This is a genomic window from Coleofasciculus sp. B1-GNL1-01, from assembly GCF_040220235.1.
Taxonomy (GTDB): Bacteria; Cyanobacteriota; Cyanobacteriia; order Cyanobacteriales; family Coleofasciculaceae; genus Coleofasciculus.
The window spans coordinates 17,390-41,350 of sequence record NZ_JAVJTO010000132.1; the positions used below are offsets into that span (position 1 = coordinate 17,390).

General features: G+C 44.1%; 20 protein-coding genes. 14 read left to right on the plus strand and 6 right to left on the minus strand.

The annotated features are described in order from the left end of the window. Window positions 1-23: 23 nt before the first annotated feature. From RID53_RS30770 to RID53_RS30795, 6 genes are all read left to right on the plus strand, one after another. Window positions 24-1,514, plus strand: coding sequence for a hypothetical protein (locus RID53_RS30770; protein ID WP_446391714.1), 1,491 nt, complete (start codon window positions 24-26; stop codon window positions 1,512-1,514). Between the two features lie 87 nt (window positions 1,515-1,601). After that, window positions 1,602-1,853 (plus strand): glycosyltransferase, encoded by a 252-nt coding sequence (locus RID53_RS30775; protein ID WP_446391715.1) that lies wholly within the window; start codon window positions 1,602-1,604, stop codon window positions 1,851-1,853. Window positions 1,854-1,938: 85 nt separating this feature from the next. Continuing rightward, complete coding sequence (locus RID53_RS30780) at window positions 1,939-2,922, plus strand: glycosyltransferase (protein WP_446391716.1); 984 nt, start codon at window positions 1,939-1,941, stop codon at window positions 2,920-2,922. Beyond that, window positions 2,919-3,626: a class I SAM-dependent methyltransferase gene (locus RID53_RS30785; protein WP_446391717.1), complete on the plus strand. Its 708-nt coding sequence runs from the start codon at window positions 2,919-2,921 to the stop codon at window positions 3,624-3,626. The genes RID53_RS30780 and RID53_RS30785 overlap by 4 nt, the downstream gene beginning before the upstream one ends. After that, the gene (locus tag RID53_RS30790) at window positions 3,623-5,935 is read left to right on the plus strand and encodes a hypothetical protein (RefSeq protein ID WP_446391718.1); all 2,313 of its coding nucleotides are present in this window, start codon (window positions 3,623-3,625) and stop codon (window positions 5,933-5,935) included. Before RID53_RS30785 ends, RID53_RS30790 begins: the two co-directional genes overlap by 4 nt. A gap of 373 nt (window positions 5,936-6,308) precedes the next feature. Beyond that, entirely contained in the window at window positions 6,309-7,472 is a 1,164-nt protein-coding gene (locus RID53_RS30795; RefSeq protein ID WP_446391719.1) for a glycosyltransferase family 4 protein, read from the plus strand. A 73-nt stretch (window positions 7,473-7,545) separates the two neighbouring features. Here RID53_RS30795 and RID53_RS30800 read toward each other — a convergent pair whose 3' ends face one another. The 5 genes from RID53_RS30800 to RID53_RS30820 form a co-directional block, all read right to left on the minus strand. Then, window positions 7,546-8,517: a 30S ribosomal protein S1 gene (locus RID53_RS30800; RefSeq protein WP_446391720.1), complete on the minus strand. Its 972-nt coding sequence runs from the start codon at window positions 8,515-8,517 to the stop codon at window positions 7,546-7,548. Window positions 8,518-8,776: 259 nt separating this feature from the next. Next, window positions 8,777-9,349, minus strand: a complete 573-nt coding sequence (nrdR, locus tag RID53_RS30805; RefSeq protein WP_446391721.1) for a transcriptional regulator NrdR — start codon at window positions 9,347-9,349, stop codon at window positions 8,777-8,779. A gap of 211 nt (window positions 9,350-9,560) precedes the next feature. Further along, window positions 9,561-9,656: a photosystem II reaction center protein T gene (locus RID53_RS30810; RefSeq protein WP_063712032.1), complete on the minus strand. Its 96-nt coding sequence runs from the start codon at window positions 9,654-9,656 to the stop codon at window positions 9,561-9,563. A gap of 159 nt (window positions 9,657-9,815) precedes the next feature. Continuing rightward, a complete protein-coding gene (gene psbB, locus RID53_RS30815; RefSeq protein ID WP_446391722.1) occupies window positions 9,816-11,345 on the minus strand; it encodes a photosystem II chlorophyll-binding protein CP47 in 1,530 nt (509 codons plus the stop codon). A 330-nt stretch (window positions 11,346-11,675) separates the two neighbouring features. Next, window positions 11,676-12,011, minus strand: a complete 336-nt coding sequence (locus tag RID53_RS30820) for a hypothetical protein (RefSeq protein ID WP_446391723.1) — start codon at window positions 12,009-12,011, stop codon at window positions 11,676-11,678. A 378-nt stretch (window positions 12,012-12,389) separates the two neighbouring features. Between RID53_RS30820 and RID53_RS30825 the strand changes: the two genes are divergently transcribed. Then, on the plus strand, window positions 12,390-13,577 hold the full coding sequence (locus RID53_RS30825; RefSeq protein WP_446391724.1) for an AI-2E family transporter: 1,188 nt from the start codon (window positions 12,390-12,392) through the stop codon (window positions 13,575-13,577). Between the two features lie 54 nt (window positions 13,578-13,631). After that, window positions 13,632-14,831 carry a homocysteine biosynthesis protein gene (locus RID53_RS30830; RefSeq protein WP_446391725.1) on the plus strand — a complete coding sequence of 400 codons (1,200 nt, stop codon included), beginning with the start codon at window positions 13,632-13,634 and terminating at the stop codon, window positions 14,829-14,831. Between the two features lie 181 nt (window positions 14,832-15,012). Here the strand turns inward: RID53_RS30830 and RID53_RS30835 are convergent, their stop codons facing one another. After that, window positions 15,013-15,999, minus strand: a complete 987-nt coding sequence (locus RID53_RS30835) for a hypothetical protein (protein WP_446391726.1) — start codon at window positions 15,997-15,999, stop codon at window positions 15,013-15,015. Window positions 16,000-16,323: 324 nt separating this feature from the next. On the opposite strand from RID53_RS30835, the gene RID53_RS30840 reads away from it, so the two are divergent. From RID53_RS30840 to RID53_RS30865, 6 genes are all read left to right on the plus strand, one after another. Beyond that, window positions 16,324-16,794, plus strand: coding sequence for a tetratricopeptide repeat protein (locus RID53_RS30840; RefSeq protein WP_446391727.1), 471 nt, complete (start codon window positions 16,324-16,326; stop codon window positions 16,792-16,794). A gap of 98 nt (window positions 16,795-16,892) precedes the next feature. Further along, window positions 16,893-17,915, plus strand: a complete 1,023-nt coding sequence (locus RID53_RS30845) for a S66 peptidase family protein (protein WP_446391728.1) — start codon at window positions 16,893-16,895, stop codon at window positions 17,913-17,915. A 65-nt stretch (window positions 17,916-17,980) separates the two neighbouring features. Then, a complete protein-coding gene (hemE, locus tag RID53_RS30850; RefSeq protein WP_446381745.1) occupies window positions 17,981-19,042 on the plus strand; it encodes a uroporphyrinogen decarboxylase in 1,062 nt (353 codons plus the stop codon). A gap of 336 nt (window positions 19,043-19,378) precedes the next feature. Continuing rightward, the gene (locus RID53_RS30855; RefSeq protein ID WP_446391729.1) at window positions 19,379-20,356 is read left to right on the plus strand and encodes an NAD-dependent epimerase/dehydratase family protein; all 978 of its coding nucleotides are present in this window, start codon (window positions 19,379-19,381) and stop codon (window positions 20,354-20,356) included. Window positions 20,357-21,332: 976 nt separating this feature from the next. Then, window positions 21,333-22,580, plus strand: coding sequence for an RNA polymerase sigma factor SigC (sigC, locus tag RID53_RS30860; RefSeq protein WP_446391730.1), 1,248 nt, complete (start codon window positions 21,333-21,335; stop codon window positions 22,578-22,580). Window positions 22,581-23,114: 534 nt separating this feature from the next. Beyond that, window positions 23,115-23,954 carry a 2OG-Fe(II) oxygenase gene (locus tag RID53_RS30865; protein WP_446391731.1) on the plus strand — a complete coding sequence of 280 codons (840 nt, stop codon included), beginning with the start codon at window positions 23,115-23,117 and terminating at the stop codon, window positions 23,952-23,954. Window positions 23,955-23,961: the final 7 nt, after the last annotated feature.

The following is a 23,961-nucleotide window of genomic DNA, read 5'->3' on the forward strand; positions in this document are numbered from 1 at the left end:
CTGAGGGAGGTAGCCAAAAAGCTATGACGACGATAACTTATTGCAAAGGCTTGCCAACTCCCGCCGATGAACTTAACCCCATCGGTTTCACCGAATTGGAAATGTTTTTAACGTCATTGTCCGATATATTTTATCAAGCAACAGTTGAAACAGTTAACCAGTTATTAAATCAAGAAATCAAGTTTAATCAATCCAGTTGGAATAGTCATATTCAAGAGAAATACGGACTCAGTAAGCGTTATGCTAACGGAGTAATTGCATTAGCTAGAGGAAAAACTTCCTCAGCCAAAGAATGTAGAAAGCGCCAGATAAAGCAATTAGAATCACGAGTTCAGTCAGCGGAATCTTGGGTAGCCAAAGCCACAAAGAAAATTAAGTTGGCTCGGAAGTTCTATGGAAAAAAGAACTGGCAAGCCTCCCAAAAAGGTTGTAATTTCCCCTTGTCGTCAAACCTCAAGACAAGAAAAACTAACTGGCATCATCTGCGTCAAGGTCGGCATCATAAAAAGCGATATATCCACCGACTTCAAAATCAAATTAAACATCTGAAATCGGCGACAATTAGAGTGAAGGTATCCAGAGGGTCAGTATTTATTGTTGGTTCCAAGGATGAAAGTTATGGGAATCAAACTTGTCAATGGTCTGGGGATACGCTCAAATTGAGAGTTCCCGATTGTCTTTTAGCCAAATTTGGGAAATATGTCACATCAAAAATTGGCAGCTTCTCCAGAAAGATTAATAGATTACCCAATAGTGGTGCGAAAACATGGCACTTCTATAGAAAGGATAATCGCTGGGTTATTGCTGTTCAATTCACGCCCGCAGCGGTGGAGAAAGTTAGTCGAGAAATTAAGTATGGTGCCTTGGGTATCGATTTAAATCCTAGTTCTATCGGTTGGGCTTATGTTGATGGTCAAGGAAATTTAAAAGCGCAGGGAACTCTTCCTTTTCAGACGGGTTTACCTAAAGGTAAACAAGATGCTCAACTTGTCGATGTTTGTTTGAAATTGGCAGCTTTAGCCAGGGATTTTAAGATCCCTGTTCTGTGCGAAAACTTAGATTTTTCGAGAAAAAAAGCTCAACTTAGAGAGCGAACGAAAAAATATGCTCGAATGCTTTCTGCCTGGGCATACAGTCGTTTTTATCAGATTTTGTCATCGATTTTATCCAACCGAGGAATAACTCTTGTGTTTGTCAATCCAGCTTACACGAGTTTGATCGGCTGTGTTAAATATAGTCGGATGTATGGACTATCATCTGATGTGGCAGCGGCCCTAGCAATTGCCAGAAGAGGCATGAACTTAAGAGAGAGATTGCCGCGCTCTTTGTCCGCCTATCTCGGAGTGAATCCGAGAAAGCACGTATGGAGCGCTCTATATCAACTTAATAATTTTATTGGTCGATGCCCTGTAGTCAATCGTAGACACGATTACTACGGCGTCTCTAACTGGGAACCGTTGGTTAAGGCTGATATCGAGCAACAATGCCGGGTATCAGCCAAGCGCAAGCGTTAACGGTTATCGACCAAAAGTTACACCGTGGACTTATACCAAGGCAGAATTACTGATGGGTAGGTTTGTCTAGGTTTTTAGAAGCGGTTTGTGGATGAGCCAACCAAGTGGAATGTGATCGCGGCGTGTGATATTTTAGTTATGCCATCGCCTTATGAAAGTCTTTCTATGGTATTGTTAGAAGCCTGGGCAGTCGGTAAGCCAGTTCTCGTTAATGGGGGATGCGATGTTTTAGTGGGACAGTGTAGGAGGCCGCAAGGAGGATTTTGGTATAAGAATAAGGATGAATTTATTGTGGCTGTAGACATGATCCAAAATTCCGTCAGCTCTCAGTTGGGATGACAAGGGCAACGGTTTGTTAAAATGCATTATGTTATGTCAAAGATCGAGCTTGATTATTTAATCATATTTCCCCAAAAGTATCCCTATGTCAGAAATCACGGATAACTCTAGAAATAGTAATTTTTTTGTGATTCTAATTCCGGTGTTTAATGACTGGAATTCTTTAGAGGTATTGCTTATCCATTTAGAGAAAGTTTTTGAAAATGAAACTATTAAAGCTGAAATAATAGCTGTAGATGATGCGTCTAATATAGCTATTCATGAAAATTTTATCAGTTTTAAATTGACAGCAATAAAAAAAATTAGTATTTTAGAGTTAAGGAGAAATGTGGGACATCAGCGAGCAATTGCTATAGGACTAGCATACATAGAAGAGAATATAGCCTGTAAAGCGATTATAATTATGGATGGGGATGGAGAAGATTCCCCACTAGATGTCATTCGGTTAATTAAAAAATGTGAAACAGAACAATATAGAAAAGTAGTTTTTGCTAGACGAAGTAAACGTTCTGAGGGTTTTATATTTAAGTTGTTTTATGTGATTTATAAAAACTTGTATAAATTTTTAACAGGTCAAGAAATTAGGGTAGGAAACTTTAGTATTATACCTCGCAAAATCTTGTGTAGACTTGTCGCTGTATCAGAGATATGGAATCACTACGCTGCAGGCGTTTTAAAAGCAAAAGTTCCTTGCACAGATATTTATAGCCAACGAGGGAAGCGTCTTTCTGGAAAGTCTCAAATGAATTTTGTACAACTTGTAATTCATGGACTCAGTGCTATTTCTGTGTACGCGGATATTGTAGGAATAAGATTATTGTTTATCTCTTGTTTGCTTATAGTCATGAGTTTAATTTTTATTTTGGTAGTTGTGGGCATTAAGTTGCTCACTGAGTTGGCAATTCCGGGTTGGACTTCTTATATTGTAGCCTTGTTGTTTATAGTATTCATGCAAGGGTTTATGCTATCTATGATTTTTGTTTTTGTCGTTTTAACAGGAAGGAATAATCTGGGTTGTATACCAAAAAGAGATTACCGATATTTTGTTTTGGAAGCTAAAGAATTATGAATAATTTTCATTACGTAGGCTCAGAACTTAGATTATTTAGTGAAGCTCAGAATTGGAAGGCTTATTACGCCAGTATTATTAGACAGTATTTAGGTAGTGAGGTATTGGAGGTAGGCGCTGGTATTGGCACTACGACTGAAAGGCTGTGTCAAAGAAATGAAAAACGTTGGATTTGCCTTGAACCTGATCCTGTTCTAGTCAAGATATTGGAGTCCTCACTTCAAAAAAACTCGCTGTTAAGTTGCTGTGAAATTAGAAATGGTATTATATCAGATTTAAGCGCAGATGAACGATTTGATTCAATCCTCTATATTGATGTACTTGAGCATATAAAAGATGACATAAATGAGACTAGACTAGCAGTCAATCACCTGAATAAAGGAGGATTATTAATAATCCTGGTTCCTGCTTATCAATGGCTTTATACTCCTTTTGATTCATCTATAGGTCATTATCGCCGTTACAATAAAAACACGTTATCGAAGACTATTCCATCTTCTCTCAAGGTAGTATATTTAAATTATCTAGACTGTGCTGGCTTACTGGCTTCTATAAGCAATCGTTTAATTCTAAAGAGTAAAATGCCAAATCGAAGGCAAATTTTAGTTTGGGATAGATATATGATTCCAATTTCACGTACACTAGATTCTCTCATTTTACATTCTTTTGGTAAATCAATATTGGGTATTTGGCGTAAACAATGAAGAAAAGTGCATACGTATTAAAAACATCAGCTTTTATTGCCATAACAACTATCATTGGCTTTCTTTTTTCAGTTTTAGTCATTAAAAATTTTTCTGACCCATTGGCAGGAGGTGGAGACTTAGATTATTGGGAATATACGGGTTTTTATCTAAGTGAAAATTTTAGTATATTCCCATTTCCTCATTTAGACTTACTCAATAATCAATCATTCTATCCCTATGGAGTTGAGCAAGTTTTTCAACCTTGGTCACTTGAAAGAGATTTTATATATGCAATATGCTATAAACTTTTTGGCTTAGGTGCATGGCTACAGTTTTACTATCTCGCATCAGTTCTTTTGACAGCAATAGGATCATTTCTTCTTTTAGCAAAAGATTATGGTTTCGTTCGTGCTAGCTGGTTTGGAATTGTCGTTTCTTTTTGTAATTTTTATGCCATTCATAAATATCCAGTTCATCTCAGCTATTCTGTAATTCACTGGATGGTTCTTGGTTTTGTGACTGACTTTATCTTAGTCAAGAAAATTGTATATAAAGAAAATGTTTCCTTAAAATTCGTTTTACTAAAAATCTGTTTTTGTCTTTTAGCATTAGGTCAAGAATTAGGCTATATAACCGGATATACTTTAATGTCTCTAAGTATATGCATGGTGTTTGTTATCTTTATTTTAGGGCATAGACATTACAATAATCCGTCAAGGCTCTTAAAAAAAATTTATTCTCAATTTATGACCTACAAACATGAGCTAATAGAATCTCCTCGTATTCATTTAGCGTTACTCGGATTAATCTTTCTATTATCTTATATATACTTACCTTTAATTATTCAAATTTACAATCAAGCTAAAAGCTTTGATTTTACCGGAATCAATAATGGGGCTTGGTGGACTCATCCGGTGAGATTACTGATTCCTTATTTACCTTGGATAAACCCAGGACAACCTATTTTTACTCAAATCTTAAAGGATTCACCAACAGATTTAGGGTCTGGTAGTACCGGTTGGTTTTTGTTAATATTGGGCATTACAGGTTTATGGCAAGCTCGTAAACAACGGATAATATTTATTCCTTTAGTTATAATTTTTATTTCCTGTATTTTATATCACCCAGTTAACTTCCCCATCTTAAAATTATTTCCTTGGTTTACATTTAACAGAGTGCAAGGTCGCTGTACTGTTCTTTATCCGGTCATTTTAGGTCTTTTAAGTTTGCATATTGACTTTTCTGGATTGAAAAAATGGACAAAAAGCTTGATTTCAATCCTGTTAATATGTCTATCTTGTATGGAAATATATATAGCTTATTCATTTAAATTTAACTATCAACCTTACTCTTTTGACAAAAATTTCTTTAGTTATATGAACCGGGTTAAACAGCAACCTGGAGAAGCTGTACTTGATTGGCCATTTTGTGTAGTGGGAGGTAACGGTGTAGGAGCGGGAGAACTTTGCCCATATTATAAAAATGCCTCTGTTTTTTCCCTAAGAAGATTTCATCAAAAAAAGGTCATGGGTCAGTATTTTGGGCGGTTACATCCTGACCAAATTAAACCCTATCTTGACGCGGGTTGGAATAAATTATTCTTTCCGGATAGTCCCGACATTTTTAAAGCAACTCGTCAAACTCGCTGTTTCAGTTCAAATGAATGGTCTTTTTTTACAGAATTTTATGCAGCCAATGACTTTTCTGGAATTAATTTATATGTAGATTTGTTACCTGAAAACTGTGTGCAAGATTTTTATGAACGTTTTGGTCAACCAATAATAGAAACTCAGATACCTTCGGCTGGTACAGTTAAATTTATTCCCAAAGATATAGCTTTAAAAAATCAAGTCAACTTAGCATTAGGGTCTAAGCTTAAATTTGAACCTTTGTTAGACTTAGTTGAATTTAATTTACTTGAGAGTAGAAACCCATCTGGATTAACTATTACGGGGTTGAGCGAGATTGAGCAAGATCAAAAAAATAATAGATGGCGTTGGGGTCTTGGCCCAGAGACTCGACTAAGCTTTCAACTTTCTACTTCTCAAAAAATTGTATTGACTTTTAGTTTTCATAACCCCATTGATAATCAAGAAGTTTTGCTTGAAATTAATGGACAAGTGATTCGTAATTTTTTAGATATTTCAAAAGATACAGTCAAAAAAGAATTTATAGAGTTTTCTGGCAAAAAAGGAGTTAATAGTATTGTTTTTAAGTACAATGATTGGAACCATAATAATATTTCTTTTGCCCCAAAAGACCAACGCAACATGGCTATTTATTTTACAGAAATTAAATCATTTTCTAATGTGCAGTATAATAAATAATTTAGAGTCTGTTATTGTTTACAACTTTTTGTCTGATTTGTTTTATTTTATATCTAAAATTTTTATTCTCATGAAATTTCAAAATTATAGACATACAGTTTTCCATATTTAGGGTCTGCTGAATAAATCTTATGGTGGGGATCGGGAATAGGGAATAGGGAATGGGCAATAGTTTCAAGCCTCTGTTAAGGTAAGATTTTGTCATCGCGGAGGCTTGCAATCCCAAGATTTTTAAACTAATGGTGTAAAAACCTTGCACTTGTTGGGTGTAAAAATAGCTTGAAACCCTTATTTTGTATGCCTTCCACACTCATGCAGCAAGCCCTATTTAATGTGATTTCAGTTAATAAATTCTTCAATCCGTCATTTAACCTTGTCTTCCCTCCTATTAGTCAACCTTTCCATCCTCTTTGCTCAACCCACTGGTATCGCGACTTATGCTGCCAATTTATTCCCCTACTTAAAACCCCTAAATCCCACCCTACTCATTTCCCCTCTCACGTCAAACCACTTTCCCCTCGCCTCTGACTTTTACAGCTACCCTGTTCCCGCCAACCTCAGCCCCGCCCACGGAACAAAAGGACATTTCCGTCGCCTTTTATGGACTCAATTTCAACTTCCCCGCCTATACCACAGATCAAAATCTCAGTTACTTTTTTCTCCCATTCCCGAAGCGCCCCTCTATACCAATTGTCGCTACGTGGTAATGGTTCATGACCTAATACCACTGCGCTTTCCCAAACGCAACTCTCCCCTCACCCCCTACTTCCGTTACTATATCCCCCAAATCCTCACCCAAGCCCAACATATCCTCTGTAACTCCACCGCCACCGCCACAGACATTACCAACTTTTACCCCATCCCCGCCACCAAAATCACACCCATTCCCCTAGCTTACGACGCCAACCACTTTCGCCCCCTCTGCGCCCCTCTGCGCCAACCTCTGCGCCCCTCTGCATTTCCCAAACATCCCGATGAAGCAACTTCAACTTCAGCTAACGATAACCCCTATTTCCTCTACATCGGACGCCATGACCCTTATAAAAACCTATACCGATTGATCAACGCCTTTGCCACTCTACCCAATAGGGGTGATTATGAACTGTGGATTGCGGGGTCTAGTGATAAACGGTACACCCCTAAACTTCAATCCCAAGCCAACCACCTCGGCTTAAGCCATCACGTCAAATTTCTAGATTATGTTCCCTACAACCAACTCCCCATACTTCTAAATAACGCGATCGCACTCATCTTTCCCAGTCTCTGGGAAGGCTTTGGACTCCCAGTTCTAGAAGCCATGGCGTGTGGGACTCCGGTAATCACCTCCAACCTCTCCGCCCTCCCAGAAGTATCTGGTGATGCAGCTATCCTAGTGAACCCTTACAACACCTCAGAACTCGCTGCCGCGATGCATTCTATCGCTACCGACACCCAACTGCGATCGCGCCTTAGCACCCTCGGACTTCAACGCGCCCATCAATTTAGCTGGGCAAAAACTGGACAGCAAACGGTTGAAGTCCTGCAAAACTATCTTTAAAAAAAAAGAGGGATTTACCCTCTGTTCAAACCCAAAAAATTCTTGGATATATAAACCTGTCCTGACACCGGAATTACTCTTCTGTCGCTGACACAAACTCTTCTTCTTCAATCCCCTCTTCTTGAGATTCAGGATTAACGCCTTCCTGTTGTGCCAGCATTTTCTCCCGATACTTCTGAGCCATTTCTTCTGCCTGATCGTAGACTCGATCCCGATTGTTGATCATATCTCCCGGTTCAGGTTCCAACTGCTTCGTTGACAGCGAAATCCGACCGCGTTCGGCATCCAAGTCAATGATCATCACTTTCAATTCATCATTGACATTAAACACACTATGAGGCGTGTCAATATGATCATGAGAAATTTCCGAAATGTGTAGCAATCCGCTCACACCACCAATATCAATGAACGCACCGTAAGGCTTAATACCCCGTACCGAACCAACGACCACTTCACCGACTTCTAAGCGGTTCATCTTGCGCTCAACCAAAGCGCGACGGTGAGAGAGAACCAGGCGGTTTCGGTCTTCGTCTACCTCTAAGAATTTCAGTGGCAGTTCTTCGCCGACTAAATCTTCTTTCGGTTTGCGAGTGCTAATGTGGGAACCGGGAATAAAACCCCGTAGCCCTTCAATGCGAACTAGCGCCCCACCTCGGTTTGTGGCAAAAACCAAAGAACGAACGGTCGCGTCTTCAGTTTGAAGCTGGCGCACCCGCTCCCAAGCCCGCATATACTCAATGCGGCGAATGGAAAGGGTAAGTTGTCCATCTTCATTCTCGTCAGTCAAAATGAAAAATTCTCGCGTTTCATTTGACTGCAATACTTCTTCGGGAGCGTCAACCCGATTAATTGACATCTCCTGTATGGGAATATAAGCGGCGGTTTTAGCACCAATGTCAATCAGAGCGCCTCTTGGCTCCAGACTGAATACTGTACCTGCGACAATATCACCAGGGCTAAAGTGATAATCATATTTGTCCAGGAGGGCGGCAAAATCGTCGTGAGTGAAGCCAATATCTATTGTATTTGTGTTCTGACTGAGCATGTGCGTTGTGTTTCCTTGTTTAATCTCCGTAATGACTATGCCTCCTGTCGATGTACTCGCACGTCGGTATTGTGCCACCTACACCTACATTGCTTTGTCTCAACCTTATTTTAAAATATTTAATAAAGTCCAGACAGGTAATTATAACTCAATCTGGATCGCCCTGTTGAGATCGAGAAGTATACAAAATTTCATAAAAATCGGCTATACTGAATCATGGTAATGATAAAACCGTTACCTGATCAGGGTTTAGCCCCTTTTATCGTAAAACCTGTTGTTCCTCTGACGCAGGAGTGACTAAGTTAGCTGATGTCTCTGAATCATCCGACTCACTTGGAATAGCGGGTGGTACAGGCGATATTTCTGGGTTATCTAGTTCAGTATTATTTCTGAGATGCTCTAGGGTTTCGATAAAATCGCGAATGCCCTGAAACTTTCGATAAACTGAGGCAAACCGGACATACGCTACTTCACTCTCGTGTCGCAGGTAGCGCAAGACTAACTCACCCACTTCATCACTGGTGACATCCCGCCCATAGTGCTGCTGAACTTCAGCTTCAATCTCATCGACTATCGCTTCTAGGCGTCGTTGGGAAACTCCTGTTTTCTCACAAGCCCGCACCATTCCCCGTAATAACTTAGAACGGTCGAAGGATTCTCGCTTACCATCCCGCTTCAGGACAGTAATCGGCACAAATTCAATCCGCTCATAAGTCGTGAAGCGATGTTTACAAAGCAAACACTCCCGACGACGCCGAACACTTTGTCCTGCTTCTGTTGAACGAGACTCCAAAACGCGGCTGTCGGTGTGCTGACAATAGGGGCATCGCATAATAGCAAGTCTTTTCCGACTGGTTAAATACAGAAAATTGAGCCGATACGAGTCTATCTAATGTCCTCCTGCTCGAATCCCTGTCAGCAAAAGTAATCAGATAGACGTTGACGGCTCAGGGTATCCTAGAGAGCTGATCAAATTCACGATCAATCATAATCATCAGGGAGACGATGGCGCTCTCCAGGATAGAAGACAGCGCCACAGGGATCTACTTTTCAATCCGAGGCGGTTCCCGGAACGCGATCGCAAAAAACAGAACGCCTAGAGCGCCAATCAAAACAAAGATATAAATGAGGCTTTCCATTTCACAACTTACCCAATTATCTGCTGTACTACCAGTTTACCTTGCTCAGTCAACCACAATAGCGAAAGAGGCAAAAGAAAAATTAATTTTTCTTTTGCCCTCCATGATTAGGGTAGAGACGCGCCATGGCGCGTCTCTACGAGTAGGGGTCTGCAATGTTTAGACCGCTTCTTTTTTCCGAGTGGTCTTATCACCCACTTTCTGGAACAGACCGAATTCGACTTGTTCGTCTAGGTCAGGATCAACCCCAGCAAATACATCTCGGAACAGAGTCCGGGAACCATGCCAGATATGACCAAAGAAGAACAACAGAGCAAATACCGCATGACCGAAGGTGAACCAACCCCGTGGGCTTGTACGGAATACCCCGTCGGAGTTTAAGGTTTCACGATCAAATTCAAACGGTTCACCCAATTGAGCTTTACGGGCATACTGCTTAACAGTAGCGGGATCTTCAATGGTTTGACCATCCAAAAGACCGCCGTAGAATGTCGCGGTAACACCAGTTTGCTCAAAGCTATATTTTGATTCAGCCCGTCGGAAGGGGATGTCCGCCCGCACAACACCATTGGCATCAGTTAAGACAACGGGGAAGGTTTCAAAGAAGTTGGGCATACGGCGCACTGTCAATTCCCGACCTTCGCCATCAGTAAATACTGGATGACCTAACCAAGCTTCGGCAATACCATCACCCTTATCCATCGGACCAGTGCGGAACAAACCGCCCTTAGCCGGAGAGTTGCCAATATAGTCGTAGAACGCCAGCTTCTCCGGAATCTGATTCCACGCCTCTGAGGGGCTGGCTCCGTCTGCCATCGCCATTTCCACACGGCGATCAATTTCTTCCTGGAAATAGCCTTGATCCCATTGGTATCGGGTTGGACCAAACAGTTCAATCGGCGTAGCCGCAGAACCGTACCACATTGTACCCGCCACCACGAACGCCGCAAAGAATACAGCGGCAATACTGCTAGAGAGTACTGTTTCGATATTCCCCATCCGCAACGCTTTAAACAGTCGCTCTGGGGGTCGAACCGTTAAGTGAAATAACCCAGCAATAATTCCGACAATACCCGCAGCGATATGATGAGCAACGATACCGCCTGGGTTAAAGGGGTTAAATCCTTCTGGACCCCAGGCTGGGGCTACAGGTTGAACGCTACCCGTTAGACCATAGGGATCAGACACCCACATTCCTGGACCAAACAGTCCAGTCTGGTGAAACGCACCAAAGCCAAAGCAGAGAAGACCAGACAAGAACAGGTGAATGCCAAACATTTTTGGCAAATCCAGCGCCGGTTCACCCGTGCGAGGATCTCTAAACAGTTCTAAGTCCCAGTAAACCCAATGCCAGCAGGCGGCTAAGAACAACAGACCTGCCAGAACAATGTGAGCAGCGGCGACGCCTTCAAATGACCAAAAGCCGACATCTGTCGCTGTTTCGCCACTAATACTCCAACCCCGCCAGGATTCAGTGACCCCTAAACGCGCCATGAACGGCATCACGAACATTCCTTGACGCCACATGGGATTGAGGACTGGATCACTCGGATCAAATGTGGCTAGTTCGTATAGAGCCATCGAACCAGCCCAGCCTGCCACAAGGGCAGTGTGCATCAAATGCACGGCAATCAGACGCCCTGGATCATTCAGGACGACTGTATGTACTCGATACCACGGTAGTCCCATCGACTACGCTCCTCCTAGAGATAGAGTTTCTACTTTGACGCTTCTTTTGCTAAAGATGTTAGAAATTGATCTTACCCGCCTAAAAGCGTGAACTGATGACCTTTTCCGGTTATCCTTCATGTTCTAAACAGCTAGGCGGGTTAGTCTTGACTTTAAAGAAGTGTAACTTTTGTTAGAAACGATTGCAAGCAGGGGGAAAGTTTTGAGTGTTGACCCTTCACGACCTTCGAGGGCATGGCGCGTGATGTTAACTCCCCCATCTCCCTCATCTCCCCCATCTCCCTCATCTCCTTCATCTCCCCCATTCCGAGAGCTACGCGATCGTTTAAATTACCCATCGCTAGTTTCTGAGGAGAGATTCAAAACACTCGGCGCTGTGGTCAATCGCTCAACCACTTGTTCTGCACTCATTAAGCGTTTGAGGACAACTTGACCAATAGTTTTTGCGGATTGGGGTGAAGCATCCGGTGTCGGTTTAACTTCTACCATCAACACCGCATCCTCAACCCGATATAGCCATAACTTTTCCCCCTGTTCCAAGATGCAAAGGTTGAGGCGGATGATTTCGGGTTCCCGTCGCCAAGCATTGATATTCCAAAGTCCTCCAAACTCCCACACTCGTCCCACAGTCCAGCCATCGGATAGAAAAAAGTACTTTACAGACATTTGTATTACATTACACTGTAGAATTTGTGTTCTAGTGCATCATGGCAAAAGTTGTTTTTTTGTTTCAGTCTGTATTGATGATAAGGGAGATGGGGCAGATCAGGCAGGTTAGTTCGATCAGGGGAAATGGGGGAGATAGGCACAGATGGGGGAGATCAGGACGGGTTTGACCAAATTAATAGCCAATCGGGAGTTAGACACAATTAAAGTTAAGCGTGAGGACAAGGGAACAGGTAAAGGAGAACAGGTAACCGGAACAAGAGACTTGTGAAGTTTTACAATTCTTAACTCAGGTAACAAAATTTAAAATTTGTGTCCAGGTACTTGGCTTTCCCATTTTCAAGCATGATTAAATCAGAATAGCTTGGAGGTTGGGCAATGAGTCTGGGTAAATGGATTGGCATACTTGTCTTTATTATTTCACTATTTATTTTGTGGCAGATTCGGCAAATACTGATGCTAATTTTTGCCGCAATTGTCATATCCAATGCCTTGAATATTCTGGTAGAACGATTTCAGCGATCTGGAATGCAGCGATTTTTTGCAGTTCTGCTGTCGCTTTTTCTCCTCCTGTGCATTTTGGTCGGATTTTACTTCCTAATTGTCCCTCCTTTTGCCGAACAATTTTTACAACTGAGTGAGTTAGTTCCTCAGGGTATTGAACAATTAAACGAGTGGATAGAAGCTTTAGAAGCAGATATTTCCTCGGGATTAGTCGATCAGTATATCCCAGACATTAACCAATTGCTGCAACAGCTTCCTCCCTTGATAAATCGGGTATTAGGGGGCGGATTCACGTTTTTCAATAATGCTTTGGGTGTCCTCCTGAATAGTTTGCTTGTTCTGGTATTAACACTGATGCTTCTTGCCGACCCTGACCCTTACCGGAAAAGCTTTGTTCGCCTTTTCCCGTCATTCTATCGGCGTCGAGTTGATCAGATTTTGCAGCGGTGTAATGAATCGTTACGGGGATGGCTAGCCGGTATTCTGTTTAACATGGCAGTCATTGCGTTATTAAGTTTTTTCGGCTTACTGCTGTTGGGAATTCCCCTGGCACTGGCACAAGCTACGTTGGCAGGGATTTTAACATTTATTCCTAATCTTGGACCCGTCGTGAGTGTGATCCCACCTATTGCGATCGCGCTGCTAGATTCGCCCTGGAAAGCCATTGCTGTATTGATTCTATATATTGTGATTCAGCAGGTTGAAAGTAATTTACTCACGCCTTTAGTCATGGCGCAACAGGTATCCCTGCTACCCGCTATAACATTGCTTGCCCAGTTGTTTTTTGTCACCTTCTTTGGATTTTTAGGGTTATTGTTAGCCCTTCCCCTAACAGTAGTGGCTCAGGTTTGGCTCAAGGAGGTTCTCGTCCACGATATTCTTGACGAATGGCGTCATCCGAGTCATAAGGATGCTCAACCTGTGGCAACAACGTTTGCTGTCTCTCCCACTGCTGATATGGTAAGGGATGAGGGAGATGAGGGAGATGAGGGAGATGAGGGAGCTGGGGAAGCTGGGGGAGCTGGGGGAGCTGGGGGAGCTAGGGAAGAGGATGACCAATGAACCATGAACAATCAACAATAAACCATGACCAATGACGAATAACAACTTTTTATCGTGCGAACCCTAGCTGAAATCAATGATAAAATTCACCATCGTCGTGCAGTCGTCTGGACGGTCGAGGAATTAAAAGCGCAAGTCGCCGATATCGGTGTCACCCAGGCGGCTAAGAATGTCGATGTGATTACCACAGGTACATTTGAGCCAATGGAGTCATCGGGCGCGATTATTAATTTAGGTCACACAGACCCCCCGATTAAGATTCGTAAATGCTGGTTAGATGGTGTACCTGCTTATGCTGGCTTTGGTGCGGTGGATTTGTATTTAGGCGCGACTCAAGTTGTGGACTCTACCGATATGGGAGATCTGCCAGAGATCGAGGAATCTAGAGAACGGGGTGGTTCTCATGTCATTGAAGACTTGATTGCCGGTAAACCCGTGCAATTGCGGGCGATTGGACAGATGACTGACTGTTATCCTAGAGCCTCTTGTGATACGACGATTACTCGTGAAACGATTAACCAGTTCTATCTCTACAATCCACGCAATCTCTATCAAAATTTTATCGTCGGCGTCAATGGGGGCGATCGCCTCTTGTACACGTATCTTGGTCCACTCCAGCCCAGATTAGGCAATGCAGTCTACTCCAATCCGGGAGCAATTTCCCCACTCCTGAATGATCCCGAACTGAAAGTGATTGGGATTGGTACGCAAATTTTCTTGGGTGGGGGTATTGGGTACATCGCTTGGGAAGGAACTCAGCATTTTCCCCTCCAGAAACGCTTACCCAATCATACCCCCATTGGTCCAGCCGCTACATTGGCGTTAATTGGAGATGCCAAGCAGATGAATCCCAAGTGGGTACGGGGGTGCTACTTTAAAAATTATGGTCCGTCTCTGATGTTGGGCGTGGGTGTACCCTTACCTGTCTTGAGTGAAGAGGTGGTTCAGCATTGTGCTGTATCGGATCAAGATATTGTCGCCCCAGTGGTTGATTTCTCGATTCCCCGTCGCGTTCGTCCTACCTTCGGATTAGTCAGCTATGCCCAGTTGAAGCAGGGGCGCATTACTATTGACGGCAACTCTGTGCGGACAGCACCTTTGGCAAGTGTATTTCGGTCACGGCAAGTTGCTTTGGAATTAAAGCAATGGATTGAACGGGGCGAGTTTACGCTCACCGAACCCGTGGCATCCATTCCCATGGATCGTTCCTTTCTGCCTCAAGACCGCTGGGGTTCTCAACTGAGTATAGAGTAAGCTAATCCCACAACTTGAGGTCGTGGGATTAGCAGTCATCTGTCATCTGTCATTTGTCCTTTGTTATATTAACACTTTATTGTGAATTCCTCATAGCCGCCCCTAACTACTGCTTCTACTTCATCAGTGAAGCGCAGGATGGGCGGCGGAATCAGGCTCACGTCCTAATCAGGAATCCCGCTTAGGAATTATCTTTACCTGGCTTGTCCTTACGTTGAACGGGTTTGGATAAGGGTTCTGAACGCTTGGGTGAGGTTCTTTTTCCTGTTGTCGAACGATCTTCGCCCGAACCACGACGGGGAAAACTCTTTTTAGGTCTTGACCCTTTGCGTGAACGAAACTTATTTGATCGCCTTTTGGGTGCATGAACAATACCAATATCATTTCCTGCCTCAATCATCAGGGTATTGGTATGCAGTTTGACGTGCAAATCCCAAAAGTGATTAATTACCTTTTCCCCTAGCAATCCCTTGAGCTGAAGCTTGAAAAATTTGGTTTTCTCTGATTCTCTGCGGGGAGACTGCTTGATTTTGACAATAACGTCTTCATTCTCCCGCGACTGGTAGATGACTTGACCCCGAATTGAAAAATAACCTTCTGGTAATTGCTCAGTTGGTTCAGGTTGAGGATGATCTGGAGACGTTTGTGCCTCAGGGGTTGACTCTTCCGGTGGCGAGTCGGTTGATTCTGAAGCCGTTGTTTGATCTTGATTGAGTGTTTCCGGTTCCCAAACACCGACAATTTGGACGTGCAAATTTCCGTCTTGTTGTCTCGTGCGAGGGTAAACTACCCAAAGATGGGATAGAGCTAAATCGAGATGGTTTTTCACCAAACTCATGACCCGACCCAGTAAGACGGCATCAATTAAGGTACCGTCATCTGCTAATAGAGTACCCCTTGTCAATTGCTCTTGAGAGGGCATATATTTTCCCCGAATCAGCCCGATTGCTCGGTACTGCATGGGTTCACTGGGCGGAGGAATGGGTTGTTGTCGTTGGACATCTGATGGCATTGTCCCGGTTGAATCCGTTGTAGTAGATGAGTTAGTCACGTTTTGAGAATTGCCATTGGGTGGGGCTGAGTGTGGCGGTTGCACACTGGATGCTTCTGGCAGATTTTCACCAGAAGACTGGGGTGAGTCGGTAGACCGATTCACAGAAGGACTCATATAACCTCCTAGCGGCGGAGACACATTCCCTTGTGGGAGATTTGGACTGACTGCTTGAATTTTAGTTTGTTCAACATCCTTACTGGAGTGGTGCAATAGCTAGAATGACTCTCCTAGCTATGTTTTCACCGAAAATTAACAAAGTAAGGAAACTCAGTATCAGTCTGCCCATTTTACAAAATGCAGTCATAAGACTGGTACATCCGCAAAGTTTATGGAATCTTTACTCGCAGCAATCTGCACTCTATTCAAATTTTGGCGAGAAAATAGGGGAGTGGTGATAAATCTGAGTAATCCATTACACAATAGTTAAGAGGACAAGAGATGAGTGAATCCTCCATCAATTCCTTACTGGAGAATCTAAAAAACCCTGATGAAAACGTCCGCAAGCAGGCAACCGAAGAACTCTGGCGTATCTGGTTCTATCAAAAGGGCATCTCTGGCATGGAACGGCTAGGGCGGACACAGATTTTATTAGAACGTGGGGAAACAGCCCAAGCTGAAGCACTGCTGACCCAGATTATTAGAGAGCAACCTGATTTTGCTGAAGCTTGGAATCGACGAGCCGTTCTTTACTACCTACTTAAACAGTATCAAAAGTCAAGGGACGATTGTCAGCAGGTTGTCCGACTCAATCCCATTCATTTTGGAGCGCTGCATGGTTTGGGATTGTGTTATATGGCGTTGGGAGATTATCAAGCGGCAATTACAGCCTTTCGCAGGGCGTTGGACATTCAACCCTATTCTTTAATTAATCAAAAGTTTATTCTTGAATGCACGGCGCAGTTGAGTTAGGGGGTATGAGCAGATGGGGAAGATGGGGGAGATGGGGGAGATGGGGATGTGTAGAGACGTAGCATGCTACGTCTCTACAGTGAGTTGAGGTAAATTTGGTGAACATCAATCAACCTAGTCCCTTACAACCAGGTAATTTGCTCCGGGTGATTGCTCCGAGTGGGGCGTTACGAGAGATTGACGCCTTCTATCAGGGAGTAGAAATTTGGCGTCGCCGAGGTTATCGGGTTGAATTACCAACCAATTGGGATGCTAGAGAGGGTTACCTGGCGGGTACAGATGACCAACGACGCCAGCAGTTAGCCACCGCTTGGTATGACCCAGACTGTCGGGGGATTCTTTGTATCCGAGGTGGCTATGGTAGCGCCCGTCTTCTGGAAGATTGGACATGGAGATTGAGCAGGGGAGTAGGGGGAGCTGGGGGAGCTGGGGGAGCTGGGGGAGCTGGGGAAGCTGGGGGAGCTGGGGGAGCTGGGGGAGCTGGGGGAGATAAAATTAGAGCTGATGAGAGTCTTGAGGCAAAATCCCATAGTCCCAAATGGCTGATTGGGTTTTCTGATATTACCTGTCTCCTCTGGAGTCTAGCTGGAGGGGAAATTGGCAGTGTTCATGGTCCAGTCTTAACCACATTAGCCAATGAACCGGAATGGTCGCTGAATCGCTTATTTGACTGTGTAGAAGGACGCCCTCTGTCTCCTTTATCTGGGAAAGGTTGGGGCGGGGGTAAGGTTAAGGGGTGGCTTTTGCCAGGAAATCTGACTGTGGCAACTCATTTACTAGGTACGCCGATTCTACCACCGCTAGATGGGGCAATTCTGGCGTTAGAGGATGTGACAGAAGCGCCTTATCGAATTGACCGCCTGTTGACCCAGTGGCGGATGAGTGGCATTTTACAGAAGGTTAAGGGTATTGCCTTGGGACGGTTTAGCCGCTGTCATCCTCCCCAGAATGTGCCAAGTTGGACGGTTGAAGAGGTGTTACGCGATCGCTTAATGGATCTCGATATTCCCATTGTCTCCGAGTTACCCTTTGGTCACGATGGGGTCAACGCCGCTTTGCCTGTGGGATGCAAGGTGGAACTAGATGGGGATCAGGGAACATTATGTTGGAAAACTTCATAAATAATTCTCAACCAGGAATGGTAAGCTAACAGAGCGCTGAAAACTTTGTATAGGGTAGGTCTAGTATGGCTGGGTTAACCCAGGTTCCTTATTTATTACGAGCCGCTCGTGGTGAAAAATTAGAACGTCCGCCTGTGTGGATGATGCGACAGGCGGGTCGATATATGAAAGCCTATCGGGATTTACGCGATAAGTATCCCAGTTTCCGGGAACGCTCCGAAATTCCCGAAATTGCTATTGAAATTTCTCTCCAACCCTGGAAGGCGTTTCGTCCCGATGGGGTGATTCTGTTTTCTGATATCCTCACGCCTCTACCCGGAGTCGGTATTCCCTTTGATATTGTTGAAAGCAAAGGTCCGATTATAGATCCGCCAATTCGCTCCCAAGCACAAATTGACGGGCTTCATCCCTTAGAGTTAGAAAAATTAACATTTGTCGGGGAGATATTACAAGCGCTGCGCCGGGAAGTCGGGAACGAAGCCGCTGTCTTAGGTTTTGTCGGTGCGCCTTGGACATTAGCTGCTTATGCGATTGAGGGCAAAAGTTCCAAGAATTACTCGATTATTAAAGGGATGGCATTTTCCCAACCCGCCATGCTGCACGAGTTTCTGGGGAAAATAGCTGATGCGATCGCGGTTTATGTGCGCTATCAAATTGATAATGGTGCCCAAGTTGTGCAACTGTTCGATTCCTGGGCGGGTCAACTAAGTCCCCAAGACTACGATACCTTTGCCTTGCCCTATCAGCAGCGTGTGGTTGAGCAAGTAAAAGCCACCCATCCTGATACGCCTCTGATTTTATATATCAGTGGGAGTGCGGGTATCTTAGAGCGCATGGGTAAATCCGGTGTGGATATTATCAGCGTAGACTGGACAGTGGATATGGCAGAAGCGCGACAGCGGTTAGGCTATAAAATGAACGTTCAGGGAAACATGGACCCAGGGGTGCTATTTGGGTCACAGGATTTTATCCGCGATCGCATTTTGGATACAATTCGTAAAGCTGGGAACCGAGGTCATATCTTTAATTTGGGTCATGGTGTTTTACCGGGAACTCCAGAAGATAATGTCAGGTTCTTCTTTGAAACAGCGAAACAGGTTGATCAATTGTTGACTGTTCATGCGTAAGAGATTGGGGAACAGGGGATTGGGCGAAGCATTCGTGTTGGTATGTTGACCGAAAACCGAGACATCGGGACACGAATGCGATAACCCCTACATCTGTTGGACATTGCGCGTCTGTAGGGGCGGGTTTATGGGTTTTCGTGTCGCTATTGATGATAACGTTTATTCAAAACCCGCCCTTTCCAAAGGTAGAGGTAGGATTTCACTATTGTCGTTTTGTCCATCACCCAGATGTGACTCAACGGAATCTAGGGACCAATGTCCCTACTACAAGCCTAATATTTACATAATGTAATATCGGTTGAGTTAGGATCGGATTATCAAGAAATCTCAAATCAAATGACTCCCAAGCGAATCTTTATGACCGGTGCTAGTGGTTGCATCGGTCAATATGTCGCCGAAACCTTAATTCAACAAACAGATCACGAGTTGTATTTGTTGGTTAGAAATCCCGATAAATTAGGATTTGACTACCATGCTCGTCCGGGTATTACGATTTGTCAAGCTGATTTACGGCAGATTGATCAATTTAGCGATTTGCTTAAAACTGTAGATGTAGCAATTTTGGCTGCAACGGCTTGGGGAGGAGTCCAGGAAGTTTTTGATATTAATGTGGTCAAAACCCTGCGATTGCTGGACTTGCTGGACACTCAACGTTGTCAACAAGTTATTTATTTTTCCACTGCTAGCATTCTCAATCAGCAGAACCAATTACTCAAACAAGCCGGTCAACTGGGAACCGACTATATCCGTTCCAAATACGACTGTTTACAGCAACTCTCAAAACTCGCGATCGCGCCTAAAATTACTACAGTGTTTCCCACGTTGGTATTAGGGGGAGATGAGCGCAAACCTTACTCCCATATTTCATCAGGGATTAAGGATGTGGTGAAATGGATGGACTTGATTCGTTGGTTCAAAGCCGATGGGAGTTTCCACTTTATGCACGCCCAGGATATCGCCCAGGTAGTGCTATATCTGGTTGATCATCCTCCTAGTCAGGAATTGACCACTAAAACGGGTGAAGTATTATCAACCAATCGCTTAGTCTTAGGAAATCCACGCCTCACTGTTAACCAGGCGGTAGAAGAAGTCTGTGCGTATTTAGGTAAAAAAATTTATGTTCGCGTCCCCTTATCGATTGGACTAGCGAATCTATTAATTATCTTATTTCGGATTCAGATGGCGGCGTGGGATCGATTTTGCCTCAATTATCGCCATTTTAGTTATCAAAACCCAGTGAATCCCGATACATTCGGTTTACCCACGTACTGTGCCACCCTGAGTGACGTGTTGAAAATCAGTGGTCTTCCGTAGGAGCGCACCGACGTGCATCCGTGTCAACTTAATCAACTTAAGCTCAACCCCTCACCCCCAGCCCCTCTCCCACGCCAGCCCTCACCCCCAGCCCCTCTCCCAAGCTTGGGAGAGGGGAGCAAGAGGGGAGCAAGAGAGTCCGGTTCCCCTTCTCCCATGCAACAAAAGCGAAGCATCCTCTGTCATCCCTCCTCGCAGGGGGGAACGAGGGGGGTTGGGAGAAGGGGTTAGGGGATGAGGGGGAATTTTTGAGCCGTAGATAGACATAGCTGAAAACCTTGCCAGCATTGGTTTTCTACCTTAAGTTGACACTAATGACCGACGTGCGCCCTTTACCAACGTGCGCCCTGCACTGACCTTAAGCCCAAAAAAAGCGATACCTTGATCTAACCCCTCCCTAACCCTCCCCTTGCCAAGGGGAGGGAATTTCAAGGACTTTGGTTTCTCCCCACACCCAACACCCGACACCCGACAAACTGTTCAAAATGTAAATTGTTACCTACTACCTATTCATTGTTCTATACAATGGAATAGAAAGAGATGGAATTAGCAGTATGAACCCCTGCTCTCCATCCAGGTTTCGCAGGCGATACCCCGGTCAACAAACGGTTTCCTAAGCAAATCTCAATAATCTTTCAGGAATCTGTCCGATGGGTGATGTAGATTAATACAGACTTTGACTAAGGTCACTCATCCCCCAAAAGGGTATCGCGTATACTATCTGCTAGAGGAGAAGCCCAGTTATCTAACCTGAGACAGAATTTAAGCCCAAAATGCGGAGAATTCTGTAAAAACGGAAACTGGGGCGATGCGTTAGCAGTAAATCTCAGTAAGGGTTTCCTGGAAAAACAGGTAACCCTTCGCGGTGAGAAAAACGAAAACGCTGTTATCCGGTCATCAAGGGTGGGAATTCTAGTAATAAGTGATGACACACTTCGATCAAGTGTCGTTATCGGTCGTAATCTAAGAGATCACTATGCCAGCCACTCCTTTTGCCGACACTGAATTCGACCACGACCAGCCTACCTACAGCCTGGATTTGCAGGATACCCACAGCGATATGGACAATTCTGTGGATGATTTCGTTGATCCAGATGAAGAGGATATCGACACGACTAGCTTTGCTAAAAGTGCCAACCGCCGTACCACTGATTTGGTGCGGCTATATCTTCAGGAAATCGGTCGGGTTCGTTTATTGAGACGAGATGAAGAAGTTTCCGAAGCGCAAAAAGTTCAGCGCTATATGCGACTATTGGACTTGCGAGCGAAGTTCGCCACACCAGAGGAGCAAGTTATTGAGCATTTCGTTCATTTAATCGAAACCCATGACCGTTTAGCCTCGCAGTTAGGACATCGTCCCTCCTTAGAACGCTGGGCGACCACTGCTGGGGTGGATGTGGCTACCCTGAAGCCAAGTCTAGTAAAGGGGAAACAGCGCTGGGCGGAGTTAGCGGAACTGACGGTTAAGGAACTAGAACAGGTTCAAGCCCAAGGATTGCAGGCGAAAGAACACATGATTAAAGCCAACCTGCGCCTAGTGGTGTCGGTGGCGAAAAAGTATCAAAATCGCGGGTTAGAACTGCTGGATTTGATTCAAGAAGGGACTCTGGGATTAGAACGGGCGGTTGAAAAGTTTGATCCGACGAAGGGGTATCGGTTTAGTACCTATGCCTATTGGTGGATTCGTCAGGGAATTACTCGCGCGATCGCCACTCAAAGCCGGACAATCCGCTTACCCGTCCACATTACCGAAAAGCTGAACAAGATTAAGAAAGCCCAGCGGAAGATTTCTCAGGAACAAGGGCGCACCGCCACCATTGAGGATATCGCCAAAGAGTTGGAAATGGATGCGCCGCAGGTACGGGAAGTGCTGATGCGAGTTCCGCGATCGGTTTCTTTGGAGATTAAAGTTGGTAAGGAGAAGGATACAGAACTAGGAGATTTACTGGAAACTGAGGAAACATCTCCAGAAGACGTATTGATGCGTGAGGCTTTACAGCGGGATTTACAGCAACTCCTGGCTGATTTAACCAGTCGCGAACGGGATGTGATTTGTATGCGGTTTGGTTTAGGCGATGGACATCCCTACTCCTTAGCTGAGATTGGGCGGGCGCTGGAACTGTCTCGCGAACGGGTACGGCAAATTGAGGCGAAGGCGTTGCAGAAATTGCGCCAACCCAAGCGACGGAATCGGGTGCGGGATTATCTGGAAGCGTTGAGTTAGGGGGTTTCCCACACATTGTAGAGACGCGCCATGGCGCGTCTCTAAGATTATTTTCACTCCCTAAAAAATCGTACCCATATACCCCTTGCAATCGCTTCGCGATACCTTCCTTCGGAACAGACTTAGCCAACGCGCTATTTTGGCAATAGACAAGAGATCGACGGAAACCCTCGCCACATCAAAGTTGAGCGCGATTGTACCTAAGTAGGGCGCGTCAAAAATAACGGAAAAGCTTACAGTGAGACAGTTTCAACTTTTGGCGTGGGGGGAACTTCAGCTTAATTTTTTTATGGTATCCTTGGTTAAGGTACGACAATTGTTCTAAAAAGTAAATGGATCACAGAATCGGACGACTGAGACAATTAACTCTCTAGCCGGGATGAAAACCCTAACTTTTCTGCCACGTCGGCTGTCTACGGTGGAGAACTGTTATTGGTATCGCTTTTCATAACCCATAAGAATGTTTTTTGCCAAACTGACATCCTCCAAAGAAAAATCACCCCCCAAAGAAAAATCACCCCCAGGAGATGCACTATGAATTCAACTTCACTATTTTGTCTTGAGAAAGATTACTTAATTGATTTGGTGAACAAGTATCAAGAATCCTACTCTCAAGCGCAGCCATTTCCTCATGTCGTTATTGATGACTTTTTGCCAGAATTTGTTTTAGATGAGATTCTCCAGGAATTTCCTAAACCCGGTTCAATCGATTGGCAAAAATTTGATGTATCGTCTCAAAAAAAACTGGGTTCAAAATCAGAGTTACAGATGGGAGAAGCAACACGCATGCTCTTATATCAACTGAACTCTTCCACGTTTATTAACTTTTTAGAAAAATTAACCAGTATTGAGGGAATTATTCCTGATCCTCACTTTGTGGGTGGGGGTCTGCATCAAATTGAACCCGGAGGGTATCTGAAAATGCATGTCGATTTTAATCGGCATACCCGACTGAACCTAGACCGTCGTTTAAATCTGCTCCTATACTTAAATAAAGATTGGCAGGAAGACTATGGTGGTCATCTCGAACTTTGGGATCGGGAGATGAAGCAGTGCAAAAAGAAAATTCTGCCTATCTTTAATCGGTGTGTTATATTTAACACTACAGACTTCTCCTATCATGGGCATCCTGAGCCATTAACTTGTCCAGAGGGGCAGACGCGCAAGTCATTAGCGCTATACTACTACAGCAACGGGCGACCAGCCGCAGAAATTACTGGTTCAGATCATTCAACCTTGTTTAAAACTCGACCAGGAGAGGATTTTAGGGTAAATACATCATCTGGTATAAATACTGGTATAAATACCTTGATAAAGAAGTTAGTTCCTCCTATTTTGATTGATGCGCGAAATTATCTAAAAAAGAAATCTTAAATGTTGA

Excerpts from the sequence above, each read along its gene's own strand:
- RID53_RS30785 (WP_446391717.1), top strand. The coding sequence starts at position 2,919 with ATGAATAATTTTCATTACGTAGGCTCAGAACTTAGATTATTTAGTGAA.
- RID53_RS30840 (WP_446391727.1), top strand. The coding sequence starts at position 16,324 with ATGAGTGAATCCTCCATCAATTCCTTACTGGAGAATCTAAAAAACCCT.
- sigC (WP_446391730.1), top strand. The coding sequence starts at position 21,333 with ATGCCAGCCACTCCTTTTGCCGACACTGAATTCGACCACGACCAGCCT.
- RID53_RS30855 (WP_446391729.1), top strand. The coding sequence starts at position 19,379 with ATGACTCCCAAGCGAATCTTTATGACCGGTGCTAGTGGTTGCATCGGT.
- nrdR (WP_446391721.1), bottom strand. The coding sequence starts at position 9,349 with ATGCGATGCCCCTATTGTCAGCACACCGACAGCCGCGTTTTGGAGTCT.
- RID53_RS30780 (WP_446391716.1), top strand. The coding sequence starts at position 1,939 with ATGTCAGAAATCACGGATAACTCTAGAAATAGTAATTTTTTTGTGATT.
- RID53_RS30770 (WP_446391714.1), top strand. The coding sequence starts at position 24 with ATGACGACGATAACTTATTGCAAAGGCTTGCCAACTCCCGCCGATGAA.
- psbB (WP_446391722.1), bottom strand. The coding sequence starts at position 11,345 with ATGGGACTACCGTGGTATCGAGTACATACAGTCGTCCTGAATGATCCA.
- RID53_RS30810 (WP_063712032.1), bottom strand. The coding sequence starts at position 9,656 with ATGGAAAGCCTCATTTATATCTTTGTTTTGATTGGCGCTCTAGGCGTT.
- RID53_RS30835 (WP_446391726.1), bottom strand. The coding sequence starts at position 15,999 with ATGAGTCCTTCTGTGAATCGGTCTACCGACTCACCCCAGTCTTCTGGT.
- RID53_RS30820 (WP_446391723.1), bottom strand. The coding sequence starts at position 12,011 with ATGTCTGTAAAGTACTTTTTTCTATCCGATGGCTGGACTGTGGGACGA.
- RID53_RS30865 (WP_446391731.1), top strand. The coding sequence starts at position 23,115 with ATGAATTCAACTTCACTATTTTGTCTTGAGAAAGATTACTTAATTGAT.
- RID53_RS30790 (WP_446391718.1), top strand. The coding sequence starts at position 3,623 with ATGAAGAAAAGTGCATACGTATTAAAAACATCAGCTTTTATTGCCATA.
- RID53_RS30800 (WP_446391720.1), bottom strand. The coding sequence starts at position 8,517 with ATGCTCAGTCAGAACACAAATACAATAGATATTGGCTTCACTCACGAC.
- hemE (WP_446381745.1), top strand. The coding sequence starts at position 17,981 with ATGGCTGGGTTAACCCAGGTTCCTTATTTATTACGAGCCGCTCGTGGT.
- RID53_RS30825 (WP_446391724.1), top strand. The coding sequence starts at position 12,390 with ATGAGTCTGGGTAAATGGATTGGCATACTTGTCTTTATTATTTCACTA.